This is a genomic window from Myceligenerans pegani (assembly GCF_014892515.1).
Lineage (GTDB): Bacteria > Actinomycetota > Actinomycetes > Actinomycetales > Cellulomonadaceae > Myceligenerans > Myceligenerans pegani.
This window is the reverse complement of the sequence record NZ_JADBGR010000082.1, coordinates 99,669-124,851: the sequence shown is the minus strand read 5'-3', so window position 1 is coordinate 124,851 and position 25,183 is coordinate 99,669. Positions and strand designations below refer to the sequence as shown.

The 25,183-nt window shown below is 72.4% G+C and carries 20 protein-coding genes; 12 read left to right on the top strand and 8 right to left on the bottom strand.

Translation table 11 applies throughout. The features are described from left to right. The first annotated feature begins 8 nt into the window (after positions 1-8). The 7 genes from IIE03_RS11500 to IIE03_RS11470 all read left to right on the top strand — a co-directional run bounded on the left by IIE03_RS11500 (position 9) and on the right by IIE03_RS11470 (position 10,498). The gene (locus IIE03_RS11500; RefSeq protein ID WP_192862891.1) at positions 9-893 is read left to right on the top strand and encodes an AraC family transcriptional regulator; all 885 of its coding nucleotides are present in this window, start codon (positions 9-11) and stop codon (positions 891-893) included. A gap of 81 nt (positions 894-974) precedes the next feature. Next, on the top strand, positions 975-1,991 hold the full coding sequence (locus IIE03_RS11495) for a LacI family DNA-binding transcriptional regulator (RefSeq protein ID WP_192862890.1): 1,017 nt from the start codon (positions 975-977) through the stop codon (positions 1,989-1,991). 226 nt (positions 1,992-2,217) lie between these two features. Continuing rightward, positions 2,218-4,410: an alpha-galactosidase gene (locus IIE03_RS11490; RefSeq protein WP_318842935.1), complete on the top strand. Its 2,193-nt coding sequence runs from the start codon at positions 2,218-2,220 to the stop codon at positions 4,408-4,410. Beyond that, complete coding sequence (locus IIE03_RS11485; RefSeq protein WP_192862889.1) at positions 4,407-5,345, top strand: carbohydrate ABC transporter permease; 939 nt, start codon at positions 4,407-4,409, stop codon at positions 5,343-5,345. Before IIE03_RS11490 ends, IIE03_RS11485 begins: the two co-directional genes overlap by 4 nt. 7 nt (positions 5,346-5,352) lie before the next feature. Next, entirely contained in the window at positions 5,353-6,306 is a 954-nt protein-coding gene (locus IIE03_RS11480; protein ID WP_192862888.1) for a carbohydrate ABC transporter permease, read from the top strand. 65 nt (positions 6,307-6,371) lie between these two features. Beyond that, positions 6,372-7,712, top strand: a complete 1,341-nt coding sequence (locus IIE03_RS11475; RefSeq protein ID WP_192862887.1) for an ABC transporter substrate-binding protein — start codon at positions 6,372-6,374, stop codon at positions 7,710-7,712. Between the two features lie 104 nt (positions 7,713-7,816). Then, positions 7,817-10,498, top strand: coding sequence for a carbohydrate-binding protein (locus IIE03_RS11470; RefSeq protein ID WP_192862886.1), 2,682 nt, complete (start codon positions 7,817-7,819; stop codon positions 10,496-10,498). 129 nt (positions 10,499-10,627) lie between these two features. Here IIE03_RS11470 and IIE03_RS11465 read toward each other — a convergent pair whose 3' ends face one another. Together IIE03_RS11465 and IIE03_RS11460 are read right to left on the bottom strand one after the other, a co-directional pair. Continuing rightward, positions 10,628-11,083, bottom strand: a complete 456-nt coding sequence (locus IIE03_RS11465) for a VOC family protein (protein ID WP_192862885.1) — start codon at positions 11,081-11,083, stop codon at positions 10,628-10,630. A gap of 128 nt (positions 11,084-11,211) precedes the next feature. After that, complete coding sequence (locus IIE03_RS11460) at positions 11,212-11,601, bottom strand: helix-turn-helix domain-containing protein (protein ID WP_192862910.1); 390 nt, start codon at positions 11,599-11,601, stop codon at positions 11,212-11,214. A 312-nt stretch (positions 11,602-11,913) separates the two neighbouring features. On the opposite strand from IIE03_RS11460, the gene IIE03_RS11455 reads away from it, so the two are divergent. Both IIE03_RS11455 and IIE03_RS11450 read left to right on the top strand, forming a co-directional pair. Continuing rightward, on the top strand, positions 11,914-12,618 hold the full coding sequence (locus tag IIE03_RS11455) for a GH12 family glycosyl hydrolase domain-containing protein (protein ID WP_192862884.1): 705 nt from the start codon (positions 11,914-11,916) through the stop codon (positions 12,616-12,618). A gap of 216 nt (positions 12,619-12,834) precedes the next feature. Continuing rightward, positions 12,835-13,404 carry a GNAT family N-acetyltransferase gene (locus IIE03_RS11450; protein WP_192862883.1) on the top strand — a complete coding sequence of 190 codons (570 nt, stop codon included), beginning with the start codon at positions 12,835-12,837 and terminating at the stop codon, positions 13,402-13,404. A 166-nt stretch (positions 13,405-13,570) separates the two neighbouring features. On the opposite strand, the gene IIE03_RS11445 is transcribed toward IIE03_RS11450, so the two are convergent. From IIE03_RS11445 to IIE03_RS11425, 5 genes are all read right to left on the bottom strand, one after another. Further along, the gene (locus IIE03_RS11445; protein ID WP_192862882.1) at positions 13,571-15,271 is read right to left on the bottom strand and encodes a carbohydrate-binding protein; all 1,701 of its coding nucleotides are present in this window, start codon (positions 15,269-15,271) and stop codon (positions 13,571-13,573) included. 244 nt (positions 15,272-15,515) lie between these two features. Then, entirely contained in the window at positions 15,516-16,451 is a 936-nt protein-coding gene (locus IIE03_RS11440; RefSeq protein WP_192862881.1) for a carbohydrate kinase family protein, read from the bottom strand. A 33-nt stretch (positions 16,452-16,484) separates the two neighbouring features. Then, the gene (locus IIE03_RS11435; RefSeq protein WP_192862880.1) at positions 16,485-17,285 is read right to left on the bottom strand and encodes an ATP-binding cassette domain-containing protein; all 801 of its coding nucleotides are present in this window, start codon (positions 17,283-17,285) and stop codon (positions 16,485-16,487) included. Then, a complete protein-coding gene (locus IIE03_RS11430; RefSeq protein ID WP_192862879.1) occupies positions 17,282-18,313 on the bottom strand; it encodes an ABC transporter permease in 1,032 nt (343 codons plus the stop codon). Before IIE03_RS11430 ends, IIE03_RS11435 begins: the two co-directional genes overlap by 4 nt. A 6-nt stretch (positions 18,314-18,319) precedes the next feature. Further along, a complete protein-coding gene (locus IIE03_RS11425) occupies positions 18,320-19,420 on the bottom strand; it encodes a substrate-binding domain-containing protein (RefSeq protein WP_225997608.1) in 1,101 nt (366 codons plus the stop codon). 116 nt (positions 19,421-19,536) lie between these two features. On the opposite strand from IIE03_RS11425, the gene IIE03_RS11420 reads away from it, so the two are divergent. Both IIE03_RS11420 and IIE03_RS26730 read left to right on the top strand, forming a co-directional pair. Next, a complete protein-coding gene (locus tag IIE03_RS11420; protein WP_225997633.1) occupies positions 19,537-20,598 on the top strand; it encodes a LacI family DNA-binding transcriptional regulator in 1,062 nt (353 codons plus the stop codon). Between the two features lie 174 nt (positions 20,599-20,772). Beyond that, the gene (locus tag IIE03_RS26730) at positions 20,773-22,845 is read left to right on the top strand and encodes an endonuclease/exonuclease/phosphatase family protein (RefSeq protein WP_192862878.1); all 2,073 of its coding nucleotides are present in this window, start codon (positions 20,773-20,775) and stop codon (positions 22,843-22,845) included. Between the two features lie 109 nt (positions 22,846-22,954). Here IIE03_RS26730 and IIE03_RS11410 read toward each other — a convergent pair whose 3' ends face one another. After that, a complete protein-coding gene (locus IIE03_RS11410; protein ID WP_192862877.1) occupies positions 22,955-23,392 on the bottom strand; it encodes an Lrp/AsnC family transcriptional regulator in 438 nt (145 codons plus the stop codon). Positions 23,393-23,606: 214 nt separating this feature from the next. Between IIE03_RS11410 and tig the strand changes: the two genes are divergently transcribed. After that, positions 23,607-24,986, top strand: a complete 1,380-nt coding sequence (gene tig / locus IIE03_RS11405) for a trigger factor (protein ID WP_192862907.1) — start codon at positions 23,607-23,609, stop codon at positions 24,984-24,986. The last annotated feature ends 197 nt before the right edge of the window (positions 24,987-25,183 follow it).

Genomic DNA, 25,183 nt, shown 5'->3' with positions numbered 1-25,183 from the left:
TTGGAAGAATGCGACAGGTGTTCGACGACGGCCCCGCCGTCACGCAGGCGCTCGAGGCCGGCCCCACGCTGGGCATCGTTAACCCCGCGCTGGCGCGCGACCGGTTCACCCTGGCGCGCGTCCAGCCCGCCCCGGACCTTGCCGACCTCGTCGACTGGCACTGGGTGATCACCTGGGACCTGCCGCCCGGCGCCACGTTCACGCAGGCCGTGGTACCGCACCCCGTCGGGCAGGTCGTCGCGGAGGACGCCGGATTCCTCGCCTACGCCATGCCCGCGGCTGCGGTCGACCAGCGCACCCTGTCCGGCTCGGGCGGCGTCGTCGGCACCAAGCTGCGCCCCGGCGGGTACCGAGCCCTGCTCGGCCTCACGCACCCGGGCGAGCGGGGCGCCGTCGGGCCCGCCACGATCCTCGGCCCGACGGCGCCCCGCGCCGCCACCGTCGCCATCGACCAGGCGCGGGACGGCCGCGCGGACGCCGCCGTCCGGACCGTCACCCCGCTGCTCCGGGCGGCCGCGGAGCGGACCAGGACGCCGCGGTCCACCGCGGCGCTGGCCGCGCTCGGCGAGGCGTTCGCGATGATCGCCGATGCCGTGCCCGGCACGACCGTCGCCGAGCTCACGGCGGGGCTCGGCACCACGCCGCGCACGCTGCAACGCCTGTTCGCCGACTGGGTGGGCGTCGGTCCCAAGTGGGTGCTGCAGCGGCACCGGGTGCACCTCGCCGCCGAACTGCTGGGCCGCGAGCCGGAGCCGAACCTGGCGGGGCTGGCGGCCGCCGTCGGCTACTACGACCAGGCGCACTTCACCGGCGACTTCGCGCGCGTGTTCGGCGTCGCGCCGGGCGAGTACGCCCGGCGGTGCGCGAGCGCAAGAGCTCGCGTCCGGGTTTGACGCGACGAGCGGTTCGGCCGAGTCGCGCCGTCGCGGGCGGGTGTGAACGTTTTCCGGGTGGTGCGCGGTTAGTCTGCACTCGTGCATCCATCTGGCCCGCAGACCCCCGTGCTGCGTGATGTCGCGGAACGTGCCGGTGTCAGCGTGTCGACCGTCTCGCGTGTGCTGACGGGCCGGACCCCGGTGAGCCCTGCCCTGCGGCAGCGCGTGCAGGCCGCTGTCGACGAGTTGGGATACCGGCCGAACGCGGCGGCGCAGACCCTGGTGAGCGGCCGGCGGTCCACCGTGGCCGTGCTCGCCCGCAACACGCTGCGCTACGGATACGCGGCCACCCTGCAGGGGATCGAGGAGGCCGCGCGAGCCGCGGGCTACGTGGTGACGATCGGGGTCATCGAGTCCGAGGACCCCGACGCGCTGAAGGGCGCCGTCGATCTCATGCTCTCCCAGCCGCTGGCCGGGGCGGTCGTCGTGGAGTTCGACGCCGTCGGCGTGGCGACGCTCGACGCCCTGCCCGAGTCGCTGCCGGTGGTCGCGGCCGCGGGCGCCCGGCGCAAACCGGGTTCGCGGCCGCACGCGTTCCTCGACGACGAGGCCGGCGGCCGCGAGGCGACCGAGTACCTGCTGTCGCTCGGCCACCGCACCGTGCACCACGTCGCCATCCCGGCGACCCGCGCCCGGTCGGGGCGGGAATGGGGCTGGCGGGCCGCGATGCTCGACGCAGGGCTCGAACCTCCCGCGGTCCTCCGGGCCGGCTACGACCCCGACTCGGGGTACGAGGCCGGCCAGGAACTCGCCCGCGACCCGTCCGTCACGGCGGTGCTGTGCGGGAACGACGAGGTCGCGATCGGCGTGGTCCGGGCGCTCGTCGAGGCGGGACGCCGGGTCCCCGAGGACGTCAGCGTCGTCGGGTTCGACGACGAGCCGTTCGCGCGGATGTGGGCGCCGCCGCTCACGACGGTGGTCCAGGACTTCACCGGACTGGGCCGGCGCACCTTCCAGCTCCTCGCCGAGTGGATCGCCACCGGGCGCAAGCCGCGCAGCTCGTCCGCGCTGCCCCGCCTCGTGGTGCGCGGCAGCACGGCGGCCCCGCCCGCCTGACGACAACGAGGTCGGCGACCGTGGCATGAGGTCGGCGCGCATCGCCCGAGAGCCGCCGTCGCCGACCTCGTGCGAGTGATGCCCACCGCATTCCTGCTGGCAACGCGGGTGTTCGCCCTCACTCTGACCAACGTTTGCAGAACGGACCCTGCTGCCGCTAGGGTCTGACCAACGTTTGCAGAAATCTCCCGCGGAGTCGCGGGCGGCGACGAAGGAGTTGTCCCGCATGGCCACCATGCCGAAGGTCGAGGACGCCCGGCAGGGTGCCGGCCGCGCCTGGCCGCAGCACGTGAGGCTCGCGGCCTCGGGCGTCGCGGTCGTCCTGTCCCTTCCCGCCGACGCGCTGCCGGCGATCGTCCACTGGGGAGCGGACCCGGGCGACCTCGACGACGCCGGCCTCGCCGGCCTCATCGCGTCCTCCGTCCCGGCGCTCGCCACCAACGGCGTCGACGATCACGTCCGCGTCGCCGTGCTCCCCGAGTCCTGGACCGGCTGGACCGGGACGCCGGGCCTCGAGGGGCACCGCTCGGGCCGCGCGTGGTCGCCCCGGTTCCGCCCCGAGTCGGTCGAGGTGCGGTACGACGACGCCGGCGGCGGCCTGGTGACCACGACAGCGTCCGACGACGACGCCGCGCTGCGCCTGGTGCTCGAGATCGAGCTGCTCGCCTCCGGCATCCTGCGCCTGCGCGCACACCTGACGAACCTCGGCGACGACCACTACACCGTCGACGCGCTGCGGCTCGCGCTCCCGGTGCCGACCTCCGCCGACGAGCTCCTCGACCTCGCCGGCCGGTGGGCCAAGGAGCGCGTGCCGCAGCGGCGCGCGCTGACCGTGGGCACCCACCTGCGCGAGGGGCGGCACGGGCGCACCGGCGCCGACGCCGCGACCCTGCTCGTCGCCGGCCGGCACGGCTTCGACTTCGACCGCGGCGAGGTCTGGGGCGTGCACGTCGCGTTCAGCGGGAACCACCAGGTCGCCGCGGAGCGCACGTTCGACGGCCGCCGCCTCCTGCTCGGCGGGGAGCTGCTCCTGCCGGGCGAGATCGAGCTGGACCCCGGTCAGACCTACTCGTCGCCGCGCCTCTACGCCGGGCACGGCGTCGGCCTCGACGAGCTCGCCGCGCGGTTCCACGACCACCTGCGCTCGCGGGACCGGCACCCGCGCTCGCCGCGTCCCGTGACGATGAACGTCTGGGAGGCCGTCTACTTCGATCACGACCTGGAGCGGCTGATCGCGCTCGCCGACCGTGCGGCCGAGGCGGGCGTCGAGCGCTACGTGCTCGACGACGGCTGGTTCGGCTCGCGCCGCGACGACTCCTCCGGCCTCGGGGACTGGCGGATCGCCGACGAGGTGTGGGGCGGCGGGCGCCTCGAACGGCTCGTCGAGCACGTCCGGGGGCTGGGGATGGAGTTCGGCCTCTGGTTCGAGCCCGAGATGGTCAACCCCGACTCGGAGCTCGCGGCGGCGCATCCGGAATGGCTCCTGCAGGTGCCCGGCAGGCTGCCGGTCGAGGCGCGCCGGCAGCAGGTCCTCGACCTGACCCACCCCGGCGCGTTCGAGCACGTGCGCAGCAGCGTGTCCGCGGTGCTCGGCCAACTCGGCGTCGACTTCGTCAAGTGGGACCACAACCGCGACCTGGTCGACGCCGGGTCGACGCGCACCGGCCGCGCGGGGGTGCACGCCCAGACGCTCGCCGCCTATCGGCTCATGGACGAGATCCGCGCCGCCCACCCGAGGATCGAGATCGAGGCCTGCTCGTCCGGTGGCGCCCGGGTCGACCTGGAGGTGCTGGAGCGGACCGACCGCGTGTGGGCGTCCGACTGCATCGACGCCCGCGAGCGCCAGCAGATCCAGCGGTGGACGGCGCAGCTGCTGCCGCCCGAACTGGTCGGCAGCCACGTCGGCGCGGACCGCGCACACACCACCGGGCGACGCCTCGACCTGTCGTTCCGCGCCGCGACCGCCCTGTTCGGCCATTTCGGCATCGAGTGGGACCTCACCGCCGCGGGCCCCGAGGAGCGCGCCGAGCTGCGCGAGTGGGTCGGGTACTACAAGCGGATGCGGGACCTCGTGCACACCGGCCGGGTGGTCCGGCGCTCGCTCGAACAGGGCGACCTGTGGCTGCACGGCGCGGTGCGTCCCGACCGGTCGGAGGCGCTGTACGCGGTCACCGTCGTCGAGCGCCACGTCACCTGGCCCCCGGGCCCGGTGCGCCTGCCCGGCCTCGATCCCGAGCGCACCTACGTCGTCCGGCCCTCGGGGCCGGGCGTGGCGGAGCAGACGGACCCCCGCGTGTATCCCGAGTGGTGGGGGACCGGCCTGCGCCTGCCCGGCGCGGTGCTCACGAGCGTGGGGATCAGCGTGCCCGCCCTCGACCCCGACCACACCGCCCTGATCCACGTGGAGGCCGCACGATGAGCGCCGTGACCGAAGCGGCGCCGAGGCCGCGACCGCTCCGCGAGGACGTGGCGAGCCGGCGCCGGCGCGTCCAGGACCTCCCGGTCGCGCTCCTGTTCATCCTGCCCGCCACGATCGGGTTCGTCGTCTTCCTGCTGTGGCCGACGCTCCGCGGCGTCTGGCTCAGCTTCACCGACGCGACGGCCTTCCAGCCGGGCGGGTTCGTCGGGCTGGAGAACTACCAGCGCATGGTCGCCGACCCGGTGTTCTGGAACGCCTTCCGGGTGACGATCTGGTACGTCGTGCTCAACATCGGCGTCCAGACGGCCCTCGCCGTGCTGATCGCCGTCCTGATGCACCGGCTGACCCGGTCCATGGTGGTGCGCGGCATCGTCCTGACCCCCTACCTCGTCTCGAACGTGGTCGCGGCGATGCTGTTCCTGATGCTGCTGGACTACCAGCTCGGCTTCGTCAACGAGGTGGCCGAGGCGCTCGGCGGGGACCGGGTGATGTTCTTCGGCGACCAGTCGCTGGTCATCCCCACGATCGCGCTGGTCAACGTCTGGCGCCACGTCGGCTACACCGCCCTGCTCGTGTTCGCGGGCCTGCAGACCATCCCCGAGAACCTCTACGAGGCGGGGCGTGTGGACGGCGCCTCCGAGCTGCGGATGTTCCGCTCGATCACCCTGCCCCTGCTGCGGCCGTACCTGGGCCTGGTGCTCATCGTGACGATGATCGGCTCCTTCCAGGTGTTCGACACCGTCTCCGTCGCCACCCAGGGCGGGCCCGCCAACGCCTCGAACGTCATCCAGTACTACATCTACGAGGTCGCGTTCAGCCGCGGCTACGACTTCGGCTACGCGTCGGCGATGTCCGTGGCCCTCATGGTCGTCCTCGCGACGATCTCCATCCTCCAGTTCCGGCTGACCCGGGCCAACCAGAACGACATGGCGTGAGGCAACGATGACCACCACCGCACCGTCACCCACCACCCCCCACCCGACCGCCACGCCCACGGCCGACGCCGCCGGCCGCCGTCGTCGGCGACCGAGCACGGGCCGGATCCTCGGCTGGGTCGTCCTCGTGCTCGTGATGATCGCGACCCTGTTCCCGTTCTACTGGATGCTGCGCACCGCGCTGTCGACCAACGCCGCGCTGCCCGGCGCGGCCGCCGACCCCCTGCCCGCCGGGCTCGGCGTCGAGGGATTCCGCCGCGCCCTCGGGCTCGCGACCCCCGAGGAGTCCCTGGCCGACGGCGGCTCCGGCGCCGCGCTCGACTTCCCGCGCTACCTGCTCAACTCCGTCGTCGTCGCGACGCTCGTCACGGTGTGCCAGATCTTCTTCTCCGCCATGGCCGCCTACGCGTTCGCCCGCCTGCGCTGGCCGGGCCGCGACGTCGTCTACGGCGTCTTCCTCGCCGGGCTCATGGTGCCCGTCATCTTCACCCTGCTGCCCAACTTCCTGCTGATCCGCGACCTCGGGCTGCTCGACACCCTGCCCGGCATCGCGCTGCCCACCATGATCATGACGCCGTTCGCGGTGTTCTTCCTGCGGCAGTTCTTCGCCGGGATCAGTTTCGAGATCGAGGAGGCCGCCAAGCTCGACGGCGCCGGACGCCTCCGCACCTTCTTCACCATCATCCTGCCGATGGCCTCCCCGGCCGTGGCCACCCTCGCGATCCTCACCTACATGACCGCGTGGAACGACTACCTGTGGCCGCTGCTCGTCAGCCAGTCGGACCAGTCACGGGTGCTCACGCTCGCACTCGGCGTCTTCCGTGCCCAGGCGCCGCAATCCGCGCCCGACTGGGCCGGGCTCATGGCGGCCACACTCCTGGCCGCGCTGCCCATGCTCCTGCTCTTCCTCGCCTTCGCGCGACGGATCGTCAACTCGATCGGCTTCACCGGGATCAAGTGACGGCCCCGGTGTGCCAACCATCACTCCGCACCATCGACGCGGATGACTGCGAAAGGGAATGAACCATGCGCAAGACAGCACCCCTCGCGCTCGCGGGGGCCGTGGCCCTCGCACTGAGCGCCTGCTCCGGCGGGGGCCCGGGCTCCGAGGACCCCGCCACCGGCGAGATCACCTACTGGCTGTGGGACTCCAACCAGCTGCCCGCCTACCAGGCCTGCGCCGACGCCTTCACCGCGGCCAATCCCGACATCACCGTGAAGATCGAGCAGTTCGCCTGGGACGACTACTGGACCAAGCTGACCGCCTCGTTCGTCGGCGGCTCCGGCCCGGACGTGTTCGTCGACCACCTGTCCAAGTACGGCGAGTTCGCCGCACAGGGGCAGATCGTCCCGCTCGACGAGAGGATCGAGCAGGACGGCTTCGACACCGGCATCTACGCCGACGGCCTCCTCGACCCCTGGCAGTACGCCGACGGATCCACCTACGGGCTCCCGAAGGACTTCGACACCACGGCCTTCTTCTACAACGCGGACCTGCTCGACGAGGCCGGCATCACGGCCGAGGACCTGTGGGCGGCCGACTGGAACCCCGACGACGGCGGCACCTTCGAGGACATCATCGCCCACCTCACCGTCGACGCGAACGGCGTGCGCGGCGACGAGGACGGGTTCGACCCGTCCGACGTCGAGGTCTACGGGATGGGCATCAACCCCAACTTCGAGGAGACCGGCCAGATGCAGTGGGCCAACTTCACCGGCACCCTCGACTGGGACTACCTCGACACCAACCCCTGGGGTACCCGCTACAACTTCGACGACCCCGAGTTCCAGAAGGCGGTCGACTGGTTCTACGGGCTCGCCGAGAAGGGCTACGCCCCCGCGGCCGGCGTCTTCTCCGAGGAGACGCTGACGCAGGTCGGCTCGGGCAGCGTCGCACTCGGCACCAACGGCTCCTGGGCCACCCGCTCCTTCATGGAACTCGACGGCGTCGACGTCGGCATCGCACCCGGACCCGTCGGCCCCACGGGCGAGCGCGCCTCGCTGTTCAACGGCGTCGCCGACTCCATCTCCGCCTCCTCGGACAAGCAGGACGCCGCCTGGCAGTGGGTCCAGTTCCTCGGCTCCACGGACTGCCAGGACATCGTGGCCGAGCACGCCGTCGTCTTCCCGGCGATCCCCGAGTCGGCGGACGCGGCGCTCGCCGCCTTCGAGGAGAAGGGCTGGGACGTCTCGGCGTTCTTCGCCTACGAGGAGGAGGGCCGCACGTTCCTGCCGCCGATCACGCTGCGCGCCGGCGAGGTGAACGCCGTCGCCTCGGTCGCGTTCGAGGACATCGCCCTCGGCAACGCCGACGCCGACTCGCTCACGGCAGCCAACGACGAGATCAACCGGATCCTCGCCGAGTGATCGCCCGTTCGGGCATCCGGCGGCGTCCGGCCGCCCGCAACCACAGAGCGCATGGCCAGCAGCGCACGACCAGCAGATCGACAGACGCACGAAGGAGTGTGAAGATGCAGCATCGCAGCAGTGAGGGACGACCCAAGAGGGTGTGGAAGCGCGTGACGGCCGGTGCCACGGCCGCCGTCGTCACCGCGACCGGACTCATGGCCACCACCACCAGCTCCGCGGCCGCCGCGGATCCCGAGGTCCTCGCCGTCGACCTCGCCACCTCGACGGGACCCTTCCGCGGGGGAGCGTCGGGCATGCTCTACGGCCTCGGCGACGACGGCGTTCCCACGGACGCCATCATCGCCGGCGCCCGCCCGACGAACATCACGCAGAAGGCGCCGCACGGCGAGCAGCACCCCAACGGCGACCCGCTCGACGTCGAGGACGCGTTCTTCGCGGGCGGCGGCGAGTACCTCATGGTCAACATCCAGGACTACTACCCGGACTGGCCGTACAACGGGGGCCGCCGGCCCGCCGACTTCGACTCGTACCTCGACATCGTCCGGACCGTCGTGACGAGCATCGTCGAGGAGTCGAACCACCCCGAGAAGTACGTGTTCACGCCGTTCAACGAACCCGACGGTGGTAACTGGTACGGGAACTGGTCCACGATGCGTGGCACCTTCCTGCAGGACTGGAAGGCCGTCCACCGGACCATCAGGGAGGTCTACCCGGAGGCGCGCATCGCCGGCATGGGCGACGCGGCGTGGCGGCCGCAGCGCACGCGCGAGATCCTGGAGTTCGCCCAGGCCAACGACGTGCTGCCGGACATGTTCACCTGGCACGAGCTCGGCATCCAGAACCTGGCGACGTATCGCTCCCACTACCACGCGTACCGGCAGATCGAGGCCGACCTGGGCATCGCGCCGCTGCCCGTGAACATCACCGAGTACGCCATGCGGCGGGACATGTCCGTGCCCGGCCAGCTCGTCCAGTGGCTCGCGATGTTCGAGGACACCAAGGTCGACGCGCAGACCGCGTACTGGACCTACGCCGGCAACCTCAACGACAACATGGCCAAGGGCAACGCCGCGAACGGCGCCTGGTGGCTGCTCAAGTGGTATGCGGACCTGACGGGCGACACCGTCCGGGTGACGCCGCCGCAGCTCGACACGGCGGACACCCTGCAGGGCATCGCCACCCTCGACGAGGAGAAGGCGCAGGCCACCGTCGTGTTCGGCGGCACGGGATCCGACGTGCGCGTCGACCTGTCCGGGATCGACGCCGGAGTGTTCGGCGACGTCGTCGACGTCCAGGTGCGCGAGGCGGAGTGGTCGGGCCAGGAGGGCGAGGCGCTCGCCCCGCGTGTCGTGGCCGCCGAGCGGGTCGCCGTCGCCGGCGGCTCGATCCAGGTCGACGTCCCGAACGACGACCGGCTCTCGGCCTATCAGCTCGTCGTCACCCCCGCCCAGGACGAGCGGCCCGCCGTGGACACGACGTGGCGCGCCGAGACCGAGGCGGAGGACACCGCCCTCCAGAACGTCCAGGTGTACAGCAAGCCCATGAGCGACGCGTGGACGTTCGCCGCCTCCGGCCAGCGCGACGTCGGCAGCACGAACCAGGCGGGCTCCTCGCTCACCTGGACCGTGGACGTCCCCGCCACGGGCACCTACCGGTTCGGGGTCGTCGCCGGCGTCAACGGCCCGGAGATCGGGCCGGGCAGGCACGCGCTGTTCGTCGACGGCACGCGGGCGGCGACGGTCGAGTACGAGGCCGGGTTCTCCTGGGCCTACCGCGGCCGCGCCGAGGTGCTCGTGGAGCTCACCGCGGGCCGTCACGACCTCTCGCTGCGGATGAGCGCGGACGGCAGCACGCTGCTGCCCGGCTCGGACATCTCGCTCGACAGGTTCGACCTCGCGCTCGTCGAGGGCCCGGAGAAGGCGACCTACCCGGCGTCCCTGGCGCGCCTGGAGGGCGCGACCGTGAACTACGGCGGTTCCGCGCCGGACGGGTCGGTCCGGATCGACGGCGACGGCGCCGCGGTGTTCTACGTCGCCGCGCGCGACACCGGCTACTACGACGTGACCCTCGACTACACGGCGAGGGCCGCGACCGGCGTCGGCCTCGCGGTCAACGGGCGGGCGGTCGACGGCCTCGCGGCGGCCGGCGCCGGGGAGCGAGCCTCCACGGCGCGGGTGCACCTGGCGGCCGGGATCTCGGAGCTCGTCGTCACCTCCGGCGGCGGGATCGACCTGTCGTCGCTCACCACCGAGCGCGCCACCGACGGCGACGCCGCCGTGCTGCGGGTCGAGGCGGAGGACGGGCTGGAACTGCACGGCGCGGCGCGGGTCGACGGAGTGGCCCAGCCGACGAACGTCTCCGGCCGGAAGGTCGGATGGCTCGGCGGCGGAACGGCCAACCACGGCGTCTGGGCGCGTCCGGCCGAGGCCGGGGCGGGCCCGTACGACCTCGTGGTCCGGTACGCGAACGCCGACAAGAACACCGGCCACGCCTACAACACCGACGTCATCAGCCGGTTCCTCGACGTGACCGAGGAGGGCGGCGGCACCACGCGCGGCGCCTTCCGGCACAACTACTCCTGGAACGGCTACTGGACCCACACGGTGCCGCTGGACCTGACCACCTCCGGCGGCGCGCTCCGGTTCGGCAACGCGACCGGGTGGGCGCCCGACATCGACTGGTTCGCCCTGGCGCCTCTGGTGCAGGGCGTGACCAACGAGTCGGCCACGCCACGGCACGGGCGCCCCGGGGGTCAGCCCGGCTCGTCGCCGGGTCGCCGGTAGCCGGCACCCCGAGCCCGAACCGCGGGCCATGAGCGCGCTGGCCGGACCCCGATCGACTCGGGGTCCGGCCGGCGTGGTCGGCCGGTCCGGCGTGGTCGGCCTGTTCGGCGGCGGGCCGGCGGGTCGAGGTCAGCTGCTCCAGCGGTCGATGTCGGCCTGGGTCACCTCCACCGGGCCGGTGGCGGGCTGGGTGATCCGGATGTGGTTGCCGAACGGGTCGCGCAGCGCGCAGTCGATGCCGTACGGCTGCTCGGTGGGCTCCTCGGTGAACTCCACGCCCTGGGCGCTCAGCTCCGCGTGGGTGCGACGGCAGTCGTCGGTGGTGAGGATGCACGCGAGGCCGAGCGCTCCCTTGGTCAGCAGGTCGCGCACCTGGACCGCCACCTCGTCGCTCACCGACGGCGGGCCCGGCACCTCGAGCAGCAGATGGCGGTCGGGATCGGCCGGCAACGCGACGGTCAGCCAGCGCATGAAGCCCAGGTCGACGTCGTTGCTCACCTCGAACCCGAGCTTGCCGACGTAGAAGGCGAGCGCCTCGTCCTGGTCGGTGACGTACACGGAGGTGATGGAGATGTTCTTGAACATGCCGGTCACGCTACGGCGGGACGACGGCGGTGCGCTTCTCCGAAACTGCTCAACCGTCGGCGGCTTCTCAGCCCGGCCGGTGGTTCAGCTCTCCGATGGCCTCTCGGCCGGCGGGCCGCGGTGGCCTGTCAGCCGGCCGGCCGCATCCAGCTCTTGGTGAAGCAGACGGGGGCCGCGACCGGTCGCACCCGGCGCCGGTACTCGGTCGGCGAGACGCCGAGGACGTCCCGGAAGGTGCGGCTGAACGTCCCGAGACTGCTGAACCCCACCGTCATCGCGACGTCGGTCACGGGTGTGGCGGTGTCGCGCAGCAGGGCCATCGCGCGCTCGATCCGGCGCCGCTGCAGGTAGCGGTGCGGTGTCTCGCCGAAGACCGCACGGAACCTCCGGCTGAAGTGTGCCGGCGAGACGTGCGCGATCCGGGCCAGTGCGGGCACGTCGAGCGGCCTGCCGTAGTCGCGCTCGATGGCGTCCCGGGCCCGTAGCAGCCGGCGATTCTCCTGCTCCCGCGGGGACATCGCCCGGCCCGCCGTCGGGCGGCTCAAGGTACCGGAAGTCACGCGACAACCCTACGCCGGGGCGCTCCCACGCGGCGCCGGCGGCCGCGGTGGCCAGCAATTACTCCGATGTCTGGCGACGAAATGAGGGTCATACTTCCCTTTTTCACCCCTTCGAGCTAGGCTCTGAACCGCAGTCATCGGAGCAAAGTTCCCGGCCCACCATCACGACCCCACCGAGGCCGACGTCGTCCTCCACGCCGGGAACCCGGGCCGTCCGGCCCGCAGAACGATGATCGCTCCGCTGTCATCCGAGACGGAAAGGCAGAACCGATGAGACGCCGATCATTTCTCCTGGCCGCCCTGGCGGCTCCCCTCGCCGGCACCGGTGCCGCGCTCGCTGTCCAGGCGCCCGCCCGGGCCGCCACCTGGTGGTCCTCCGACCGCTGGGGTACGTGGCGGACCGGTGAGTACACCCTCTACAACAACATCTGGGGCGAGGGCCACGGGGCGCAGACGATCTGGGCCAACTCCTTCGACAACTGGGGCGTGTGGGCCGACCACCCGAACACCGGCGGCATCAAGTCCTACCCGAACGTGTCCTACACGCTCGGACGCGACGTCTGGAACATGGGCAACGTCAACAGCTCCGCCAACGTCACCGTCCCCTCGGGTTCCGGGCTCGCCTACAACACCGCCTACGACGTCTGGGGCAACGGTCACGACCACGAGATCATGATCTGGACGCAGTGGACGTCGAACGTCGGCCCGATCGGCAGCTACCGCACCACCGTCGACCTCGGGGGCCGCCGATGGCGGTACTACCAGGGCCACAACGGGGGCAACCACGTCTACAGCTTCCTCGCGGAGTCCCAGAGCACCAACGCGTGGGTCGACATCACCGCCCACTGCCAGTGGCTGGTCGGCAACGGCTACATGCCGCGGGTCCGGATCGACCAGATCCAGTTCGGCTGGGAGATCACCTCGTCCGCCGGCGGCCGCGACTTCCGCGTGAACTCCTACTCACTGAACCGGTAGCCGGCCGCCATCTCCCACCGGACCGCCACCGCCTCCGGGGAACGTCGCCCCCGGCCGTCCCGGGCCGGCGTCCCGCTGCCGAGGCAGCGCCTCGCAGAGTGAGGTACTGCCTCGGCAGCGGGGGTTTCGTGGACCCGGGGCGCGCCGCGAAGCGATGCGGTCGGAGTGACGACGGCGCTCGGAGTGACGACGTGCTCGGGGTGACAGAGTGGGATCGTGAGCATCGAGGTCCGCCCCGCCACCGTGTTCGACGACGTCCGCACGCTCGTCGGCCCCAAGCGCCCGGACGCGAACGTGTGCTGGTGCCTGAGCTACCGGATCGAGCCGAAGCTGAACAGGTCGCTGCTCGGGACCGCCCGCGGCGAGTACGTCGCCGAACTGATGCGCGAGGGCCCCATCGGCGTCCTCGCCTACGACGGCGACGAGCCGGCCGGGTGGGCCGCGATCGCGCCCCGTGCGGCGACGTCGTTCGCGCGGAGCCGCAAGATCCCGCACGTCGACGACCTGCCCGTGTGGTCGCTGTGGTGCCTCCGCGTCCGGCCGGGCTTCCGGGGACGCGGGCTGTCCCACGCGCTGATCGCCGGGGCCGTCGACCTCGCGCGCAGCCAGGGCGCGCCGGCCGTCGAGGCGTACCCCGTCGACAACGGCCGTGAGAAGGTCGACCTGACCATGGCCTACGTGGGCATGCGCCGGACGTTCGAGGCCGCGGGTTTCGAGCACGCCGCGGACACGACGTCGGTCCTCAACGGCTTCCCGCGGGTTCTGATGCGCCTCGACCTGCGTTGAGGGGCCTGGCTCGGACGGGTCCCCGAGGATCCGGTCCGGGCCCGGTCGCCTGCTGTGTGGTCGGTCCGTTGTCGGGTGGTCGGCCGGATGTCGCGAAGTCGGCCCCTCGGGCGACCGATCTCACGACATCCGGCCGGCCACGCAGCGGCCGGCACCGCCGCGCGCGTCAGGAGAGCGTGATGCTGTCCAGTTCCGCGTAGCCCGTGCCGCCCTCGAAGTACGGGGAGCCCTTGGCGAGCCGGATCACGTTGTGGCCCGCACGCAGGTCGACCGTGACGTTCACCGTCGAGAACTGCGCCCAGCCCGCCGTCGGCGGGTAGGAGACGGTGGACCAGGCGCCGCCGTTGTAGGCCAGGCCGTGGGTCGACGTCGCCCCGGTGCCGTTCGCGTACCGGATCGTCATCGTGTAGCTGCGGGCGGTCGGCACGTTGACGGTGAAGTCGACGAAGCTGTCCGAGCGCATGTCCGCCGAGCCGTCGATGCCGCCGACGTAGTACCCGCCCGATGCGCCCGACGACGAGCGCGTCTGCGCGTTGACCACCGACGCGTTCTCCGCCTCGTAGGTCTGCTGCCACGACGACGTCGGACCACCCGCCGGCGTGACCACGACCTGGTACGCGCCCTCCGCGGTCATGCCGGTGACCGGAACGGTGACGCTGCCGTTCGAGACGTTCATCCTGGAGGTGGACCTGACGGTCGGGGCGGAGACGTGGGTGTGGCGGCCGGATCCGGGAACGGACCTGACGGTCACGTCGACCGAGGACCCGAACGAGGACAGCCCGTTCACCCGCACCGCGTTGTCGCCGCTGTCGCCGCCGAGGACGACGTTGACGATCTTGCGGGTCGAGTCGTAGGAGGCGACGCCGTCGAGCCAGCTCTGCGGTGTCGTCCGCACGACGTTCCCGGCCATCTCGCCGTACCAGCGGTAGGCCCAGTACGACGCCGTCGGCTGCCCCTCGAGCGTGAACAGGCCGTCGAAGGTGCCCGCCTCGAACCAGTAGGCGCGGTGCGCCTCGCGCGCGCCGTGCCGCTCGAAGACGGAGATCCAGTGGACGGCCACGCTCGGGATGTCCATCTGGTTGTACGAGTTGTACTCGTTGATCGCGATCGGCCGCGGGCTGATGCCCAGGGACCGCTCGATCGCGCGGTAGTCGGCCACGTGGTCGTCGAACGAGTTCCAGTCCATGTCGCCCAGCTCGTGCCAGACGATCACGTCCGGGAGCGTGTTCGTGTCCCGTGCGTGCGTCAGGAACGACAGCATCCGGTCGTGGCTGTAGTGGGAGTCGCCAGGGCCGACGATCGGCGTCACCGTGTCCATGGTCCGGATGAGCCGGTGGGTGCGGGTCCAGCCGTCGTGCCAGCTCCCGGCCGCGGCGGTGTCCCAGGTCCAGTCCGGCTCGTTCCAGATCTCCCAGCCGTGGACGTTCGTCGTGGCCGTGGCGTCCAGGCGTTCCTGGACCATCGTGCGGACCTTGTTCTCCCAGTCCGCCCAGCCCTGCCACTCGTACGGGAAGCGCGGGTAGATGTCCGGCATCCGGATGAACTGCTGCGCGCCGGCGCGGGTGATGTTGCCGGCCACGTCGAGCGCGTCGCAGCACGGCTCGGTGGCGCCGTTGCCCAGGTGCGTGGTGCCGGGCGGCGGCTGGGTGAAGCTGATGGGGCTGAGCGGCAGGAGCTGCTCCGTGCTCGGCTTCGTGTCCGAGCCGACGCCGTACAGGCCGCCGGCGGCGACGTGCGTGACGGGGCGGACGACGGAGCCGACGTCGACGGTGAGCGTGTTGCCCGCGGCCGACGCCGGGATCGCGGGGGTCAGGGACGCGCCCACCACGAGGGCGAGCGCGCAGGCTCGGGACAGGATTCTTCGCATGGCTTCTCCTCGTTGAGAACGTGACGGCGAACGTGAACCGGTTCGACGATCCCGGCTCGGTCCGCGACGCTAGCTTCGAACGCCGTTCGCTGCAATACCCTGAAACTCTGCAGGTCGGAGCTCCGTGCGAAGCCGCTTCCGGTGAATCGGTTCGAACCGGTTCGGCCCGCAACGCCCGGCCCTGCCTGCCCACGCCGGCGCGTACCGCCCGCCCTGCCCACGCGCATCGCCGTCCGTCGGCGGCTCAGGGCGCGACCGCGGCCTCGTCCAGCTCGGCGAGCCACGGCGGGTTCGCCCCCGACCGCGCCACGGTCCGGGCCGCCACCTCCGCGGCGAGCGCCACGACACCGCTCCAGTCGCCCGGGGCGGTGCCGTGCAGCGCCCCGCGCCGGTCGGCGCCGACGAGACCACGCGCGACCATCCCGTGGATCAGGCCGCCCATGAACGCGTCGCCGGCGCCGATCGTGTCGACGACGTCGACCCGCCGCCCCGGGACGTCGAGCTCGCCCCGGGCGGTCACCAGCAGGGCACCCTCCGCGCCCCGCGTCCCGACGACGACGGCGCCGCCGGCGGCCCAGCGGCGCAGCACGCCCGCGAACGGCTCGCCCGGGTACAGCCAGCGGAGATCCTCGTCGGACACCTTGACGACGTCGGCGAGCTGCACGAGCCGCTCCACCCGGCGGCGGACCGCCGCCCGGTCGGGTCGGATCGACGGGCGCAGGTTCGGGTCGTAGGTGATGGTCGCGGTCGCCCGCGCCTCCTCGACCAGCCGCAGCACGTCGCCGGCGCCCGGCTCGAGCAGGGTCGCGACGCTGCCCACGTGCACCAGGGACGCGTCCCCGGCGCGCGGCAGGTCCGGCTCCCACCGCAGCGCGAACTCGTAGCTCGCCCCGCCGTCGTCGTCCAGCCGCGACGCCGCGACCGACGTCGGCCCGGTCCCGACGGCGGCCGGCGTCAGTTCGACGCCGGACTCGTCGAGCCAGGACCTGATCCGCCGGCCGCGGTCGTCGTGGCCGATCGACGTCGCGAAGCGCGGCCGGCGGCCCAGCCGTCCCAGCGTCACGGCGACGTTGGCCGGGCTGCCGCCCGGATGCTCGCGCCGTTCGCCGCCGGCCGTGGTGACGACGTCGGTGAGCGCCTCGCCGATCACCAGGACCCGGCGTTCGTGCTGGTCGTTCATCGCTGATGCTCCTGTCCGGGATCGGGCGGGCGCTCAGGCCTCGGCGGCCCCGGTCATGAGCGCGACCGCCTCGGTCATCGTGTGCGACCGCGGCGTGATCGTCGCGGCACGCCGGCCGAGGCGCTGGACGTGGATCCGGTCGGCGATCTCGAACACGTGCGGCATGTTGTGGCTGATGATGATCACCGGCACGCCCTTGTCGCGCAGGGTCCGCACGAGTTCCAGCACCTGCCCCGACTCCCGCACGCCGAGCGCCGCCGTCGGCTCGTCGAGGACGACGACCTTGGACCCGAACGCCGCGGCGCGGGCGACGGCGACGGCCTGCCGCTGGCCGCCGGAGAGGCTCTCCACGGGCACGGTCACGTCCTGCAGGGTGGAGATGCCCAGGTCCGTGAGGTGGCGTCGCGCCGCCTTGCGCATCCCGGCCCGGTCGGTGAGGCGCAGCACGGACCCGAGCAGCCCGGGGCGCCGCACCTCGCGGCCGAGGTACAGGTTGGAGGCGATGTCCAGCGACGGCGCGACGGCGAGCGTCTGGTAGACCGTCTCGATCCCGGCCGCGCGCGCGTCCTGCGGTCGCTTGAAGTGGACGCGTTCGCCGTCGAGCAGGATCTCGCCCTGGTCGGGGATCTCCGCACCCGTGAGGCACTTGATCAGGGTCGACTTGCCGGCGCCGTTGTCGCCGATGATCGCGAGCACCTCGCCGGGGTACAGCTCGAGGTCGACGCCGTCGAGCCCGACCACGTGGCCGTACGTCTTGACCAGCCCGCGCGCCCGCAGGACGGGCGTTGCCACGGGGGAGGGGGTGCCGTTGACGGAGGTCTCTGCGGTGGTCATCTGCGCACCTTCCGGATCCACTGGTCGAGCGAGACCGCGACGATCACGAGGATGCCCACGGCCAGGGTCTGGTACAGCACGTCGAGTCCGGCGAGGGACAGCCCGTTGCGGAAGACGCCGACGATCAGCGCGCCGAGCAGCGTCCCCCAGACCGTGCCGCGCCCGCCGAACAGGCTCGTCCCGCCGATGACGACGGCGGTGATCGAGTCCAGGTTCATGTCGACGCCCACGTTCGGGCTCGCCGCGTTGGCGCGGCCGATCTGGATCCACGCGGCCAGGGCGAGGATCGCGCCGGCGGCGAGGTAGACGCTGATCAGCACGCGGTTGATGCTGATCCCGGACAGCCGGGCGGCCTCCTTGTCGTCGCCGACGGCGTAGACGTGCTTGCCCCAGGCGGTGCGGGACAGCGCGTACGCCGCGACGAGGTAGGCCGCGAGCATCAGCATGACGCCCGTGGAGACCCGTACCCCGCCCACCGGGATCGTCGTACCGGTCCAGGTGAGCAGGGCCGGCATGTCGCCACCGCGGACGGTGGCCCCGTGCGAGTACAGCAGGGCCAGGGCGGTGAACACGCTGAACGTGCCGAGCGTGGCGATGAACGGCGGCAGCGACAGGCGGGTCACCAGGAGCCCGTTCAGGCCGCCGCAGGCGACCCCGGTCGCGAGCCCGATGAGCAGGGCGAGCGCCGCCGGCACGCCGGACCCGCTGGCCACCTGGGCCACGACCATCGAGGACAGCACCATGACCGACCCGACGGACAGGTCGATCCCGGCGGTGAGGATGATGAGGGTCTGGGCCACGGCGAGCGTCCCCACCACCGCGACCTGCTGCGTGATCAGCGACAGGTTCGCCGGTGCCAGGAAGCGCTCGTTGAGCATCCCGAACACGACGACGGACAGGACGAGGACGATGGCCGGGCTCAGGGCGGGGTACCGGTGCAGCACGCCGCGGGCGCGCTCGAGCGGGCTGCGCCGGTCGAGGAACTCCGCGGCCGGGTCGGCCGGGGGCGCGGTGGTGGTGGCGCTCATCGGTGATCAGCCCCAGCAGATGTCGGTGGCCTCGGTCGAGTCGATCGACTCGACCCCGTCGACGGGCTCGTCGGTGACCAGCTCGACGCCGGTGTTGAAGAAGTCCAGCCCCTCGCTCGTCTCCGGCGTGGTGCCGTCGGTCGCGAGCTGCGCGATGGCCTCCACGCCGAGCTCGGCCATCTTCACCGGGTACTGCTGGCTCGTGGCGTCGATGACGCCGCCGGTCACGTTCTGCACGCCGGCGCAGCCGCCGTCGACCGACACGACCAGGACGTCGTCGCCCGTCTTGCCCGCCGCCTCGAGCGCCTGGTAGGCGCCGTACGCCGCGGGCTCGTTGATCGTGTACACGACGTTGATGTCGGGGTTCTTCGCGAGCAGGTTCTCCATCGCGGTGCGGCCGCCGTCCTCGGCGCCGTCGGTCGCCTCGTGGCCGACGATCTCGTAGTCGCCGCCGGAGTAGGCGCCGGTGGCCGCCTCGTCGCCGTTGGCCTGCGGGTCGGCGACGTCGATCCCCATGCCCTCCAGGAAGCCCTGGTCGCGGTCGACGTCGACGGTGACGACCTTGTCGGCGAACAGGTCGAGCATGGCGATCGTCGCCTTCTCGCCGTCGAGCGCGCCGGCGGTCCACTCGCCGATCTTCTGCCCGGCGAGCCGGTTGTCCGTGGCGAAGGTGATGTCCACGGCGTCGGCCGGGTCGGGCGGCGTGTCGAGGGCGATCACGTACAGGCCGGCGTCCCGCGCCGAGGCGATGGCGTCGACGACGGACGGGCCGTTCGGCGTGATGAGGATGCCGGCGTCGCCGCGGGCGATCGCGTTCTCGATCGCCTGGATCTGCGTGTCCTCGTCGCCGTCCTCGCGGCCGGCCGCCATCGTCAGCGACACGCCGTGCTCCTCGGCGGCCTCCTCGGCGCCGTCCTGCATCGCGACGAAGAACGGGTTGGTGGTGGTCTTGACGATCAGCGAGACGCCGATGGCGTCGCTGTCGGCGCTGCCCGTGCCGCCGCCGCACGCCGCCAGGGCGAGCGCCGCGGCGGTGCAGGTGCCCGCGAGCGTCGCGCCACGCCGCCACCGGCGCCGGTTCCCGGGCTTCGCGATCATGAGGGTCATCGTCGAACTCCTTTGCCGTGGGCTCTCGCCCGACAACGTTGTCAGCGCAATGTCTACCCGAGCCGCGCGGTAGGGTCAACCCACGAGGATCGAGGAGAGACAGTTTCGTGACATCGATGTCAGGCGACACTTCCACGCCCACCACGGCCCGCCGGCCCACGATGCGCGACGTCGCGCGGCTGGCCGGCGTCGGCGTCAAGACCGTCTCGCGGGTGGTCAACGGCGAGCCCAACGTCTCCGCCGACACCGCCGAGCGGGTGCGGCGCGCCGCCGCCGAGCTGCAGTACGAGCCCGACCTGCACGCAGGGAACCTCCGGCGCGCCGACGGGCGGTCCCACACCATCGGCCTGCTCGTGTCGAGCGTGGCGAACCCCTTCGCCGCGCAGGTGCACCGCGCCATCGAGCGCGTCGCCACCGAGCACGGCTACGCGGTCTTCGCCACCAGCCTCGAGGACGACCCGGTGGCCGAGCAGCGGGCGATCGCCGCGCTCTCGCGGCGCCGCGTCGACGGCTACGTGGTCACCCCCGTCCACGACGACCAGTCCTACCTGCGGGTGCACCTCGACCGCGGCACCCCGCTGGTCTGCATCGACCGGGAGCCGGCGGGCATCGACGTCGACAGCGTCGTCACGTCCAACTACGACGGCGCCCGCGACGCGGTGCGGCACCTCGTCGCGCACGGCCACCGGCGCATCGCGTTCCTCGGCGACCTCGAACGCATCCAGACCGCCCGCCTGCGCCGGGCGGGCTACCTCGACGAGCTCGCCGACGCCGGCATCACCCCCGACCCGGCGCTGATCGTCCTCGACCTGCACGACGACGCGAGCGCCACCGCGGTGACCCGGCGCCTGCTCACCCTGCCGGAGCCGCCGACGGCGATCTTCTCCAGCCAGAACCTCGTCACCGTGGGCGCGATCCGGGCCCTGCAGCAGCTCGGCCTCGAGCACGACGTCGCCCTCGTGGGGTTCGACGACGTCGAGGCGGGCGACCTGGTCAAGCCGCGGGTGTCGGTGGTCGCGCAGGATCCCGACCGGATCGGCAGGCTCGCGGCGGAGCGCGTCTTCGCCCGGATCGGCGGGGACGGGGGGCCGGCGCGCCAGATCGTCGTCCCCACCCGGCTGGTCGTCCGCGGCTCGGGCGAGATCGCCCGCCCGGAGGCGCAACGCGGGGGCTCCTGAGCCGCCGATCGACCGGAGGGCGGCCGGCGGGGCGTCCGGGCGGGCGGCCGCGGTGGGGTTCCGTTCGTCGTCGTTCCCTGGCCGTCGCGTGTTCATCCTGTCGTCAGCGTCCGGCGCTTGCATGAGTCGACCCGGTTCGTCCGGTCAGCTTCGCCCGGTCTACAAGGAGATGCCATGCGCGGTAGGACCATCGTCGGCGCGGCCCTCGCGGTCGCGACCCTGTTCGCGGGGGCGGCGGCACCGTCGTCGGCCGCACCGGAGGCCGGCGGGCCGCGCGGCGGCGACGTCGTCCTCGGCGAGCCGCACGACGCGGCGCACGCCCACAACGACTACGAGCACGAGCGCCCCCTGCGCGACGCCCTGGCCCACGGCTTCACCAGCGTCGAGGCGGACGTCTGGCTGGTCGACGGCGAGCTGCTCGTCGCGCACGACCGGGAGGACGTGGACCCGGACCGCACCCTGGAGAGCCTCTACCTGGACCCGCTGCGCGACCTGGTGCGCCAGAACGCCCGCCACGGCGACCGGAGCGTCTACCCGGGATGGGACGGCAGCCTCCAGCTCCTGATCGACATCAAGTCCGACGGCGAGGCCACCTACGCCGCGATCCACGAGGAGCTCGCCGAGCACCGCAGGATCATGACCCGCGCGGTGCGCGGCCACGTGCGGCCGGGCCCGGTGACCGCAGTGATCAGCGGGAACCGCCCGCTGGAGACGATGCGCTCGCAGCGGGTGCGGTTCGCGTTCTACGACGGGCGGTCCGGCGACCTGGGCTCCGGGCTTCCGGCGACCGTGATGCCGCTGGTCAGCGACAACTGGAACAACCTGTTCGACTGGCAGGGTGAGGGCGCGATGCCCGCCGCGGAGCGCGAGCGCCTGCGCGACGTCGTGGCCGAGGCGCACGCCGCGGGCTACCGCGTCCGGTTCTGGGCCACGCCGGACCGGCCGGGGGCGGCGCGCGAGTCCGTGTGGACCGAGCTGGCCGACGCCGGGGTGGACCACATCAACACCGACGACCTGGCCGGCCTGGACGCGTTCCTCACCGCGCGGGCGGCGGGCCCGGACGGCCCGGACGTGGCGACCGAGCTGACGGTCATGACGTTCAACATCTGGGTGGGCGGCACCCGGGTCGACTTCGACCAGGTCCCGGCGGCGATCGAGGCGGCCGGGGCCGACGTCGTCGGCGTGCAGGAGTCGGGCGGGAACCTGCGGCGGATCGCCGACGCGCTCGGCTGGGACCACGTGAACGAGCCGCTGCAGATCATCAGCCGGTACCCGCTGCGGCCCGGCGCGGCCGCGGACCACGTGTTCGTGGAGACGGCGCCGGGCCACGGCGTCGCCATGAGCAACGTCCACCTGCAGGCCTATCCGTACGGCCCGTACGACCTGCGCGACGGCGCGTCGACGGCGGAGGTGCTGGCCAACGAGAACGACATCCACATGGAGCAGATGGCCGGCCGGTTCGAGTCGCTGGGTGCGCTCGCGGGCTCCGGGTTCCCGGTGTTCCTCACGGGCGACTTCAACGTGCCGTCCCACCTGGACTGGACCGCCGCGACGGCGGCGGCCACGCCGCGCCCGTTCGACCTGGCGCTCGAGTGGCCCGTCTCGCGGCGGCTGGCGGAGCTCAGGTTCCGCGACACCTACCGCGAGGCGCGCCCCGACCCGGTGGAGGCGCCCGGATACACCTGGACCCCCGGCTACCCGGCAGGCGCCGTCACCGGTGACGAGGTGCACGACCGCATCGACTTCGTGTACGCGGCGGGGGCGACCGAGACGGAGGAGAGCGTCGTGGTCGGCGAGCCGGCGTCGGCGTCGCCGCTGCCGGGCGACTTCGGCGCGCCGCACAGCGACGTCGAGGTGAGCCCGTGGCCGTCGGACCACCGCGCCGTGGCCACGACGTTCGAGGTCGACGCCGCGCCGCTGCCCGACGTCGAGGAGCCCGCGCCGGCGACGATCGCGACGGACCGCGCGTCCTACGCGCCGGGCGACCCGATCGAGGTGACGTTCGACGGCGGTCCGGGCGGGGAGCGCGACTGGATCGGCGTGTACCCGGCCGGGACGGCGCCGGGCTCCGTCCCCTCCTACCGCTGGCTGTACGTCTCGGGCGCGACGAGCGGGTCCCGGGTGGTCGACGGGTCCGCGCAGGGCACGACGTGGCCGCTGCCGCCGGGCGAGTACGACGTGCACCTCCTGGTGGACGACGGCTACGGCAGCATCGCGACGGCGCGGTTCACGGTCGCAGACGGCTGAGGCCCGAGCGGTCGGTCCGATGCCGGGTGGTCGGCACGATGTCGGATGATCGGTCCCTCGAGCGGCCGATCATCCGACAACGGACCGACCGCAGGGCAACCGGCGCCGCTCACGCCTCCGGGCGGTCCACGACGCGGGACATCACGATCGAGGTGCGGGTCTTGACGACGTGGGCCGCCGAGCGGATCCGTTCCACGGTGCGCTCGATGCCGGCCATGTCGGCGGCGACGACGTGCACCATGGCGTCGGCGTCGCCCGTGACGGTCGCGACCCGGACGACCTCCGGGATCGGCGACAGGTCGCGCCGCAGCACTGCCGGGGCGACGATGCCGTCGCAGAAGATCTCGACGTAGCCCTCCAGGGTCCAGCCCATCGCGGCCGGCGTGACGTGCACGGTGAACCCGGCGATCTCCCCGCGCGCGAGCATGAGGTCCACCCGCCGCTTCACGGCCGGGGCGGACAGCCCGACGGCCTTTCCGACCTCCTGGTACGTGGCGCGTCCGTCGCGCAGCAGGCGCTCGACGATCGCCCGGTTCAGCTCGTCCATGTGCGCATGGTGTGCCGCGCCGGGGAAGCGCGCAAACCCGCGCCCGGCGTCGCATTCGGCAGGAGACGCCGCGGGGCGTAAGATGATCGGGATTGCCGTGCACCTGTCGCACGATTCTGCATCCCCGCGCCCGCCAGGTGGCTCCTGCCGTCGTGAGTTCTTCACGCTCCAGGTACCGGGTGAGCGCACCACCGATCATCTGGAGACCAACGAAGTGAAGAGCGCCGTCGAGACCCTGGACCCCACCAAGGTCAAGCTGACTGTCGAGGTGGACTACGACGAGCTCGTCCCGAGCATCGACCACGCCTACAAGCACATCGCGGAGCAGGTGAACATCCCCGGCTTCCGCAAGGGCAAGGTGCCCCCGCGCATCATCGACCAGCGGGTCGGCTGGGGTGCCGTCGTGGAGCACGCCGTGAACGACGGTCTCAACGACTTCTACCGCCAGGCGCTCACCGAGAACGAGCTGCGCCCGCTCGCGCAGCCGACCGTCGATGTCACCGAGATCCCGGCCAAGGCCGGCGAGGGGCAGCTGAAGTTCACGGCCGACGTCGAGATCCGCCCGGTGCTGGACCTGCCCGAGCTGAGCACGATCGACCTGACCGTGGAGCCGGCCGAGGTCACGGACGATGACGTCACCGAGCGCCTCGACGCGCTCCGCGAGCGCTTCGGCACCCTGGTCGGCGTGGACCGTCCGGCCGCCGAGGGCGACTACGTCGTCATCGACCTGAGGGCGACGATCGGCGACGAGGAGGTCGACTCCGTCTCCGGCGTCTCCTACCAGATCGGCTCGGGCAACATGCTGGAGGGCCTGGACGAGGCCCTGACCGGCCTGTCCGCCGACGAGACGACGACGTTCCGCGCCCCCCTCGCCGGCGGCGACCACGCGGGCGAGGAGGCGGACGTCACCGTCACCGCCACCAGCGTGAAGCAGCGCGACCTGCCCGAGGCGGACGACGACTTCGCGCAGCTCGCCTCCGAGTTCGACACGCTCGACGAGCTCAAGCAGGACCTGCGGTCGCAGGCCGCCCAGGGCAAGGGCTCCGACCAGGCCGTCGCCGCGCGCGACGCGCTCCTGGAGAAGCTGCTGGGGGCCGTCGAGGTGCCGGTGCCGTCCGGCGTGGTCGAGGCCGAGGTGCACCGTCACCTCGAGCAGGAGAGCCGCCTGGAGGACGACGAGCACCGCGCCGAGGTCACCGAGGACGCCACCAAGGCGCTGCGGAACCAGATCCTGCTAGACACGCTCGCCGAGAAGCTCGAGGTCAAGGTCGGCCAGGGCGAACTCGTGGAGTACCTCGTCAGCATGTCGCGCCAGTACGGCATGGAGCCGTCGGAGTTCATCCAGACGCTGGAGCAGGGCGGCCAGATCCCGGCGATGGTCGGCGAGGTCGCGCGCTCCAAGGCGCTGGCCGTCGCGCTGCGCCAGATCGAGGTCAAGGACTCCAACGGTACCGTCGTCGACCTGAGCGAGTTCATCGGCTCGGACGAGATCGACGAGCAGCAGTCGGCGCTGGAGCAGGCGATGGCCGACGCGCAGGCCGCCGCCGACGCGGCGGACGGGACCGAGGGCACGCAGGAGCCCGCCAAGGCCTGACCCGGCCGACCTGACGACGGCGCCCGGGGCGGCCTTTCCATACGGAGGGCGCCCGGGCGCCGCCGTGTCCCAGTCCCCATTAAACACGATTAATGGCCGTCGTTCTCCGTGGCATGGACTGGCGGGGACGGGTGTGCGGACCCGACGATGGGGAGACGCGCGATCGCTCGTCTTACGCCCAGGGCAGCGCACGTGCG

Coding starts and splice junctions, on each gene's coding strand:
- IIE03_RS11500 (WP_192862891.1), top strand. CDS start 9: ATGCGACAGGTGTTCGACGACGGCCCCGCCGTCACGCAGGCGCTCGAG.
- IIE03_RS11490 (WP_318842935.1), top strand. CDS start 2,218: ATGGCCACCATGCCGAAGGTCGAGGACGCCCGGCAGGGTGCCGGCCGC.
- IIE03_RS11485 (WP_192862889.1), top strand. CDS start 4,407: ATGAGCGCCGTGACCGAAGCGGCGCCGAGGCCGCGACCGCTCCGCGAG.
- IIE03_RS11480 (WP_192862888.1), top strand. CDS start 5,353: ATGACCACCACCGCACCGTCACCCACCACCCCCCACCCGACCGCCACG.
- IIE03_RS11475 (WP_192862887.1), top strand. CDS start 6,372: ATGCGCAAGACAGCACCCCTCGCGCTCGCGGGGGCCGTGGCCCTCGCA.
- IIE03_RS11470 (WP_192862886.1), top strand. CDS start 7,817: ATGCAGCATCGCAGCAGTGAGGGACGACCCAAGAGGGTGTGGAAGCGC.
- IIE03_RS11465 (WP_192862885.1), bottom strand. CDS start 11,083: ATGTTCAAGAACATCTCCATCACCTCCGTGTACGTCACCGACCAGGAC.
- IIE03_RS11460 (WP_192862910.1), bottom strand. CDS start 11,601: ATGTCCCCGCGGGAGCAGGAGAATCGCCGGCTGCTACGGGCCCGGGAC.
- IIE03_RS11455 (WP_192862884.1), top strand. CDS start 11,914: ATGAGACGCCGATCATTTCTCCTGGCCGCCCTGGCGGCTCCCCTCGCC.
- IIE03_RS11445 (WP_192862882.1), bottom strand. CDS start 15,271: ATGCGAAGAATCCTGTCCCGAGCCTGCGCGCTCGCCCTCGTGGTGGGC.
- IIE03_RS11440 (WP_192862881.1), bottom strand. CDS start 16,451: ATGAACGACCAGCACGAACGCCGGGTCCTGGTGATCGGCGAGGCGCTC.
- IIE03_RS11435 (WP_192862880.1), bottom strand. CDS start 17,285: ATGACCACCGCAGAGACCTCCGTCAACGGCACCCCCTCCCCCGTGGCA.
- IIE03_RS11430 (WP_192862879.1), bottom strand. CDS start 18,313: ATGAGCGCCACCACCACCGCGCCCCCGGCCGACCCGGCCGCGGAGTTC.
- IIE03_RS11425 (WP_225997608.1), bottom strand. CDS start 19,420: ATGACCCTCATGATCGCGAAGCCCGGGAACCGGCGCCGGTGGCGGCGT.
- IIE03_RS11420 (WP_225997633.1), top strand. CDS start 19,537: ATGTCAGGCGACACTTCCACGCCCACCACGGCCCGCCGGCCCACGATG.
- IIE03_RS26730 (WP_192862878.1), top strand. CDS start 20,773: ATGCGCGGTAGGACCATCGTCGGCGCGGCCCTCGCGGTCGCGACCCTG.
- IIE03_RS11410 (WP_192862877.1), bottom strand. CDS start 23,392: ATGGACGAGCTGAACCGGGCGATCGTCGAGCGCCTGCTGCGCGACGGA.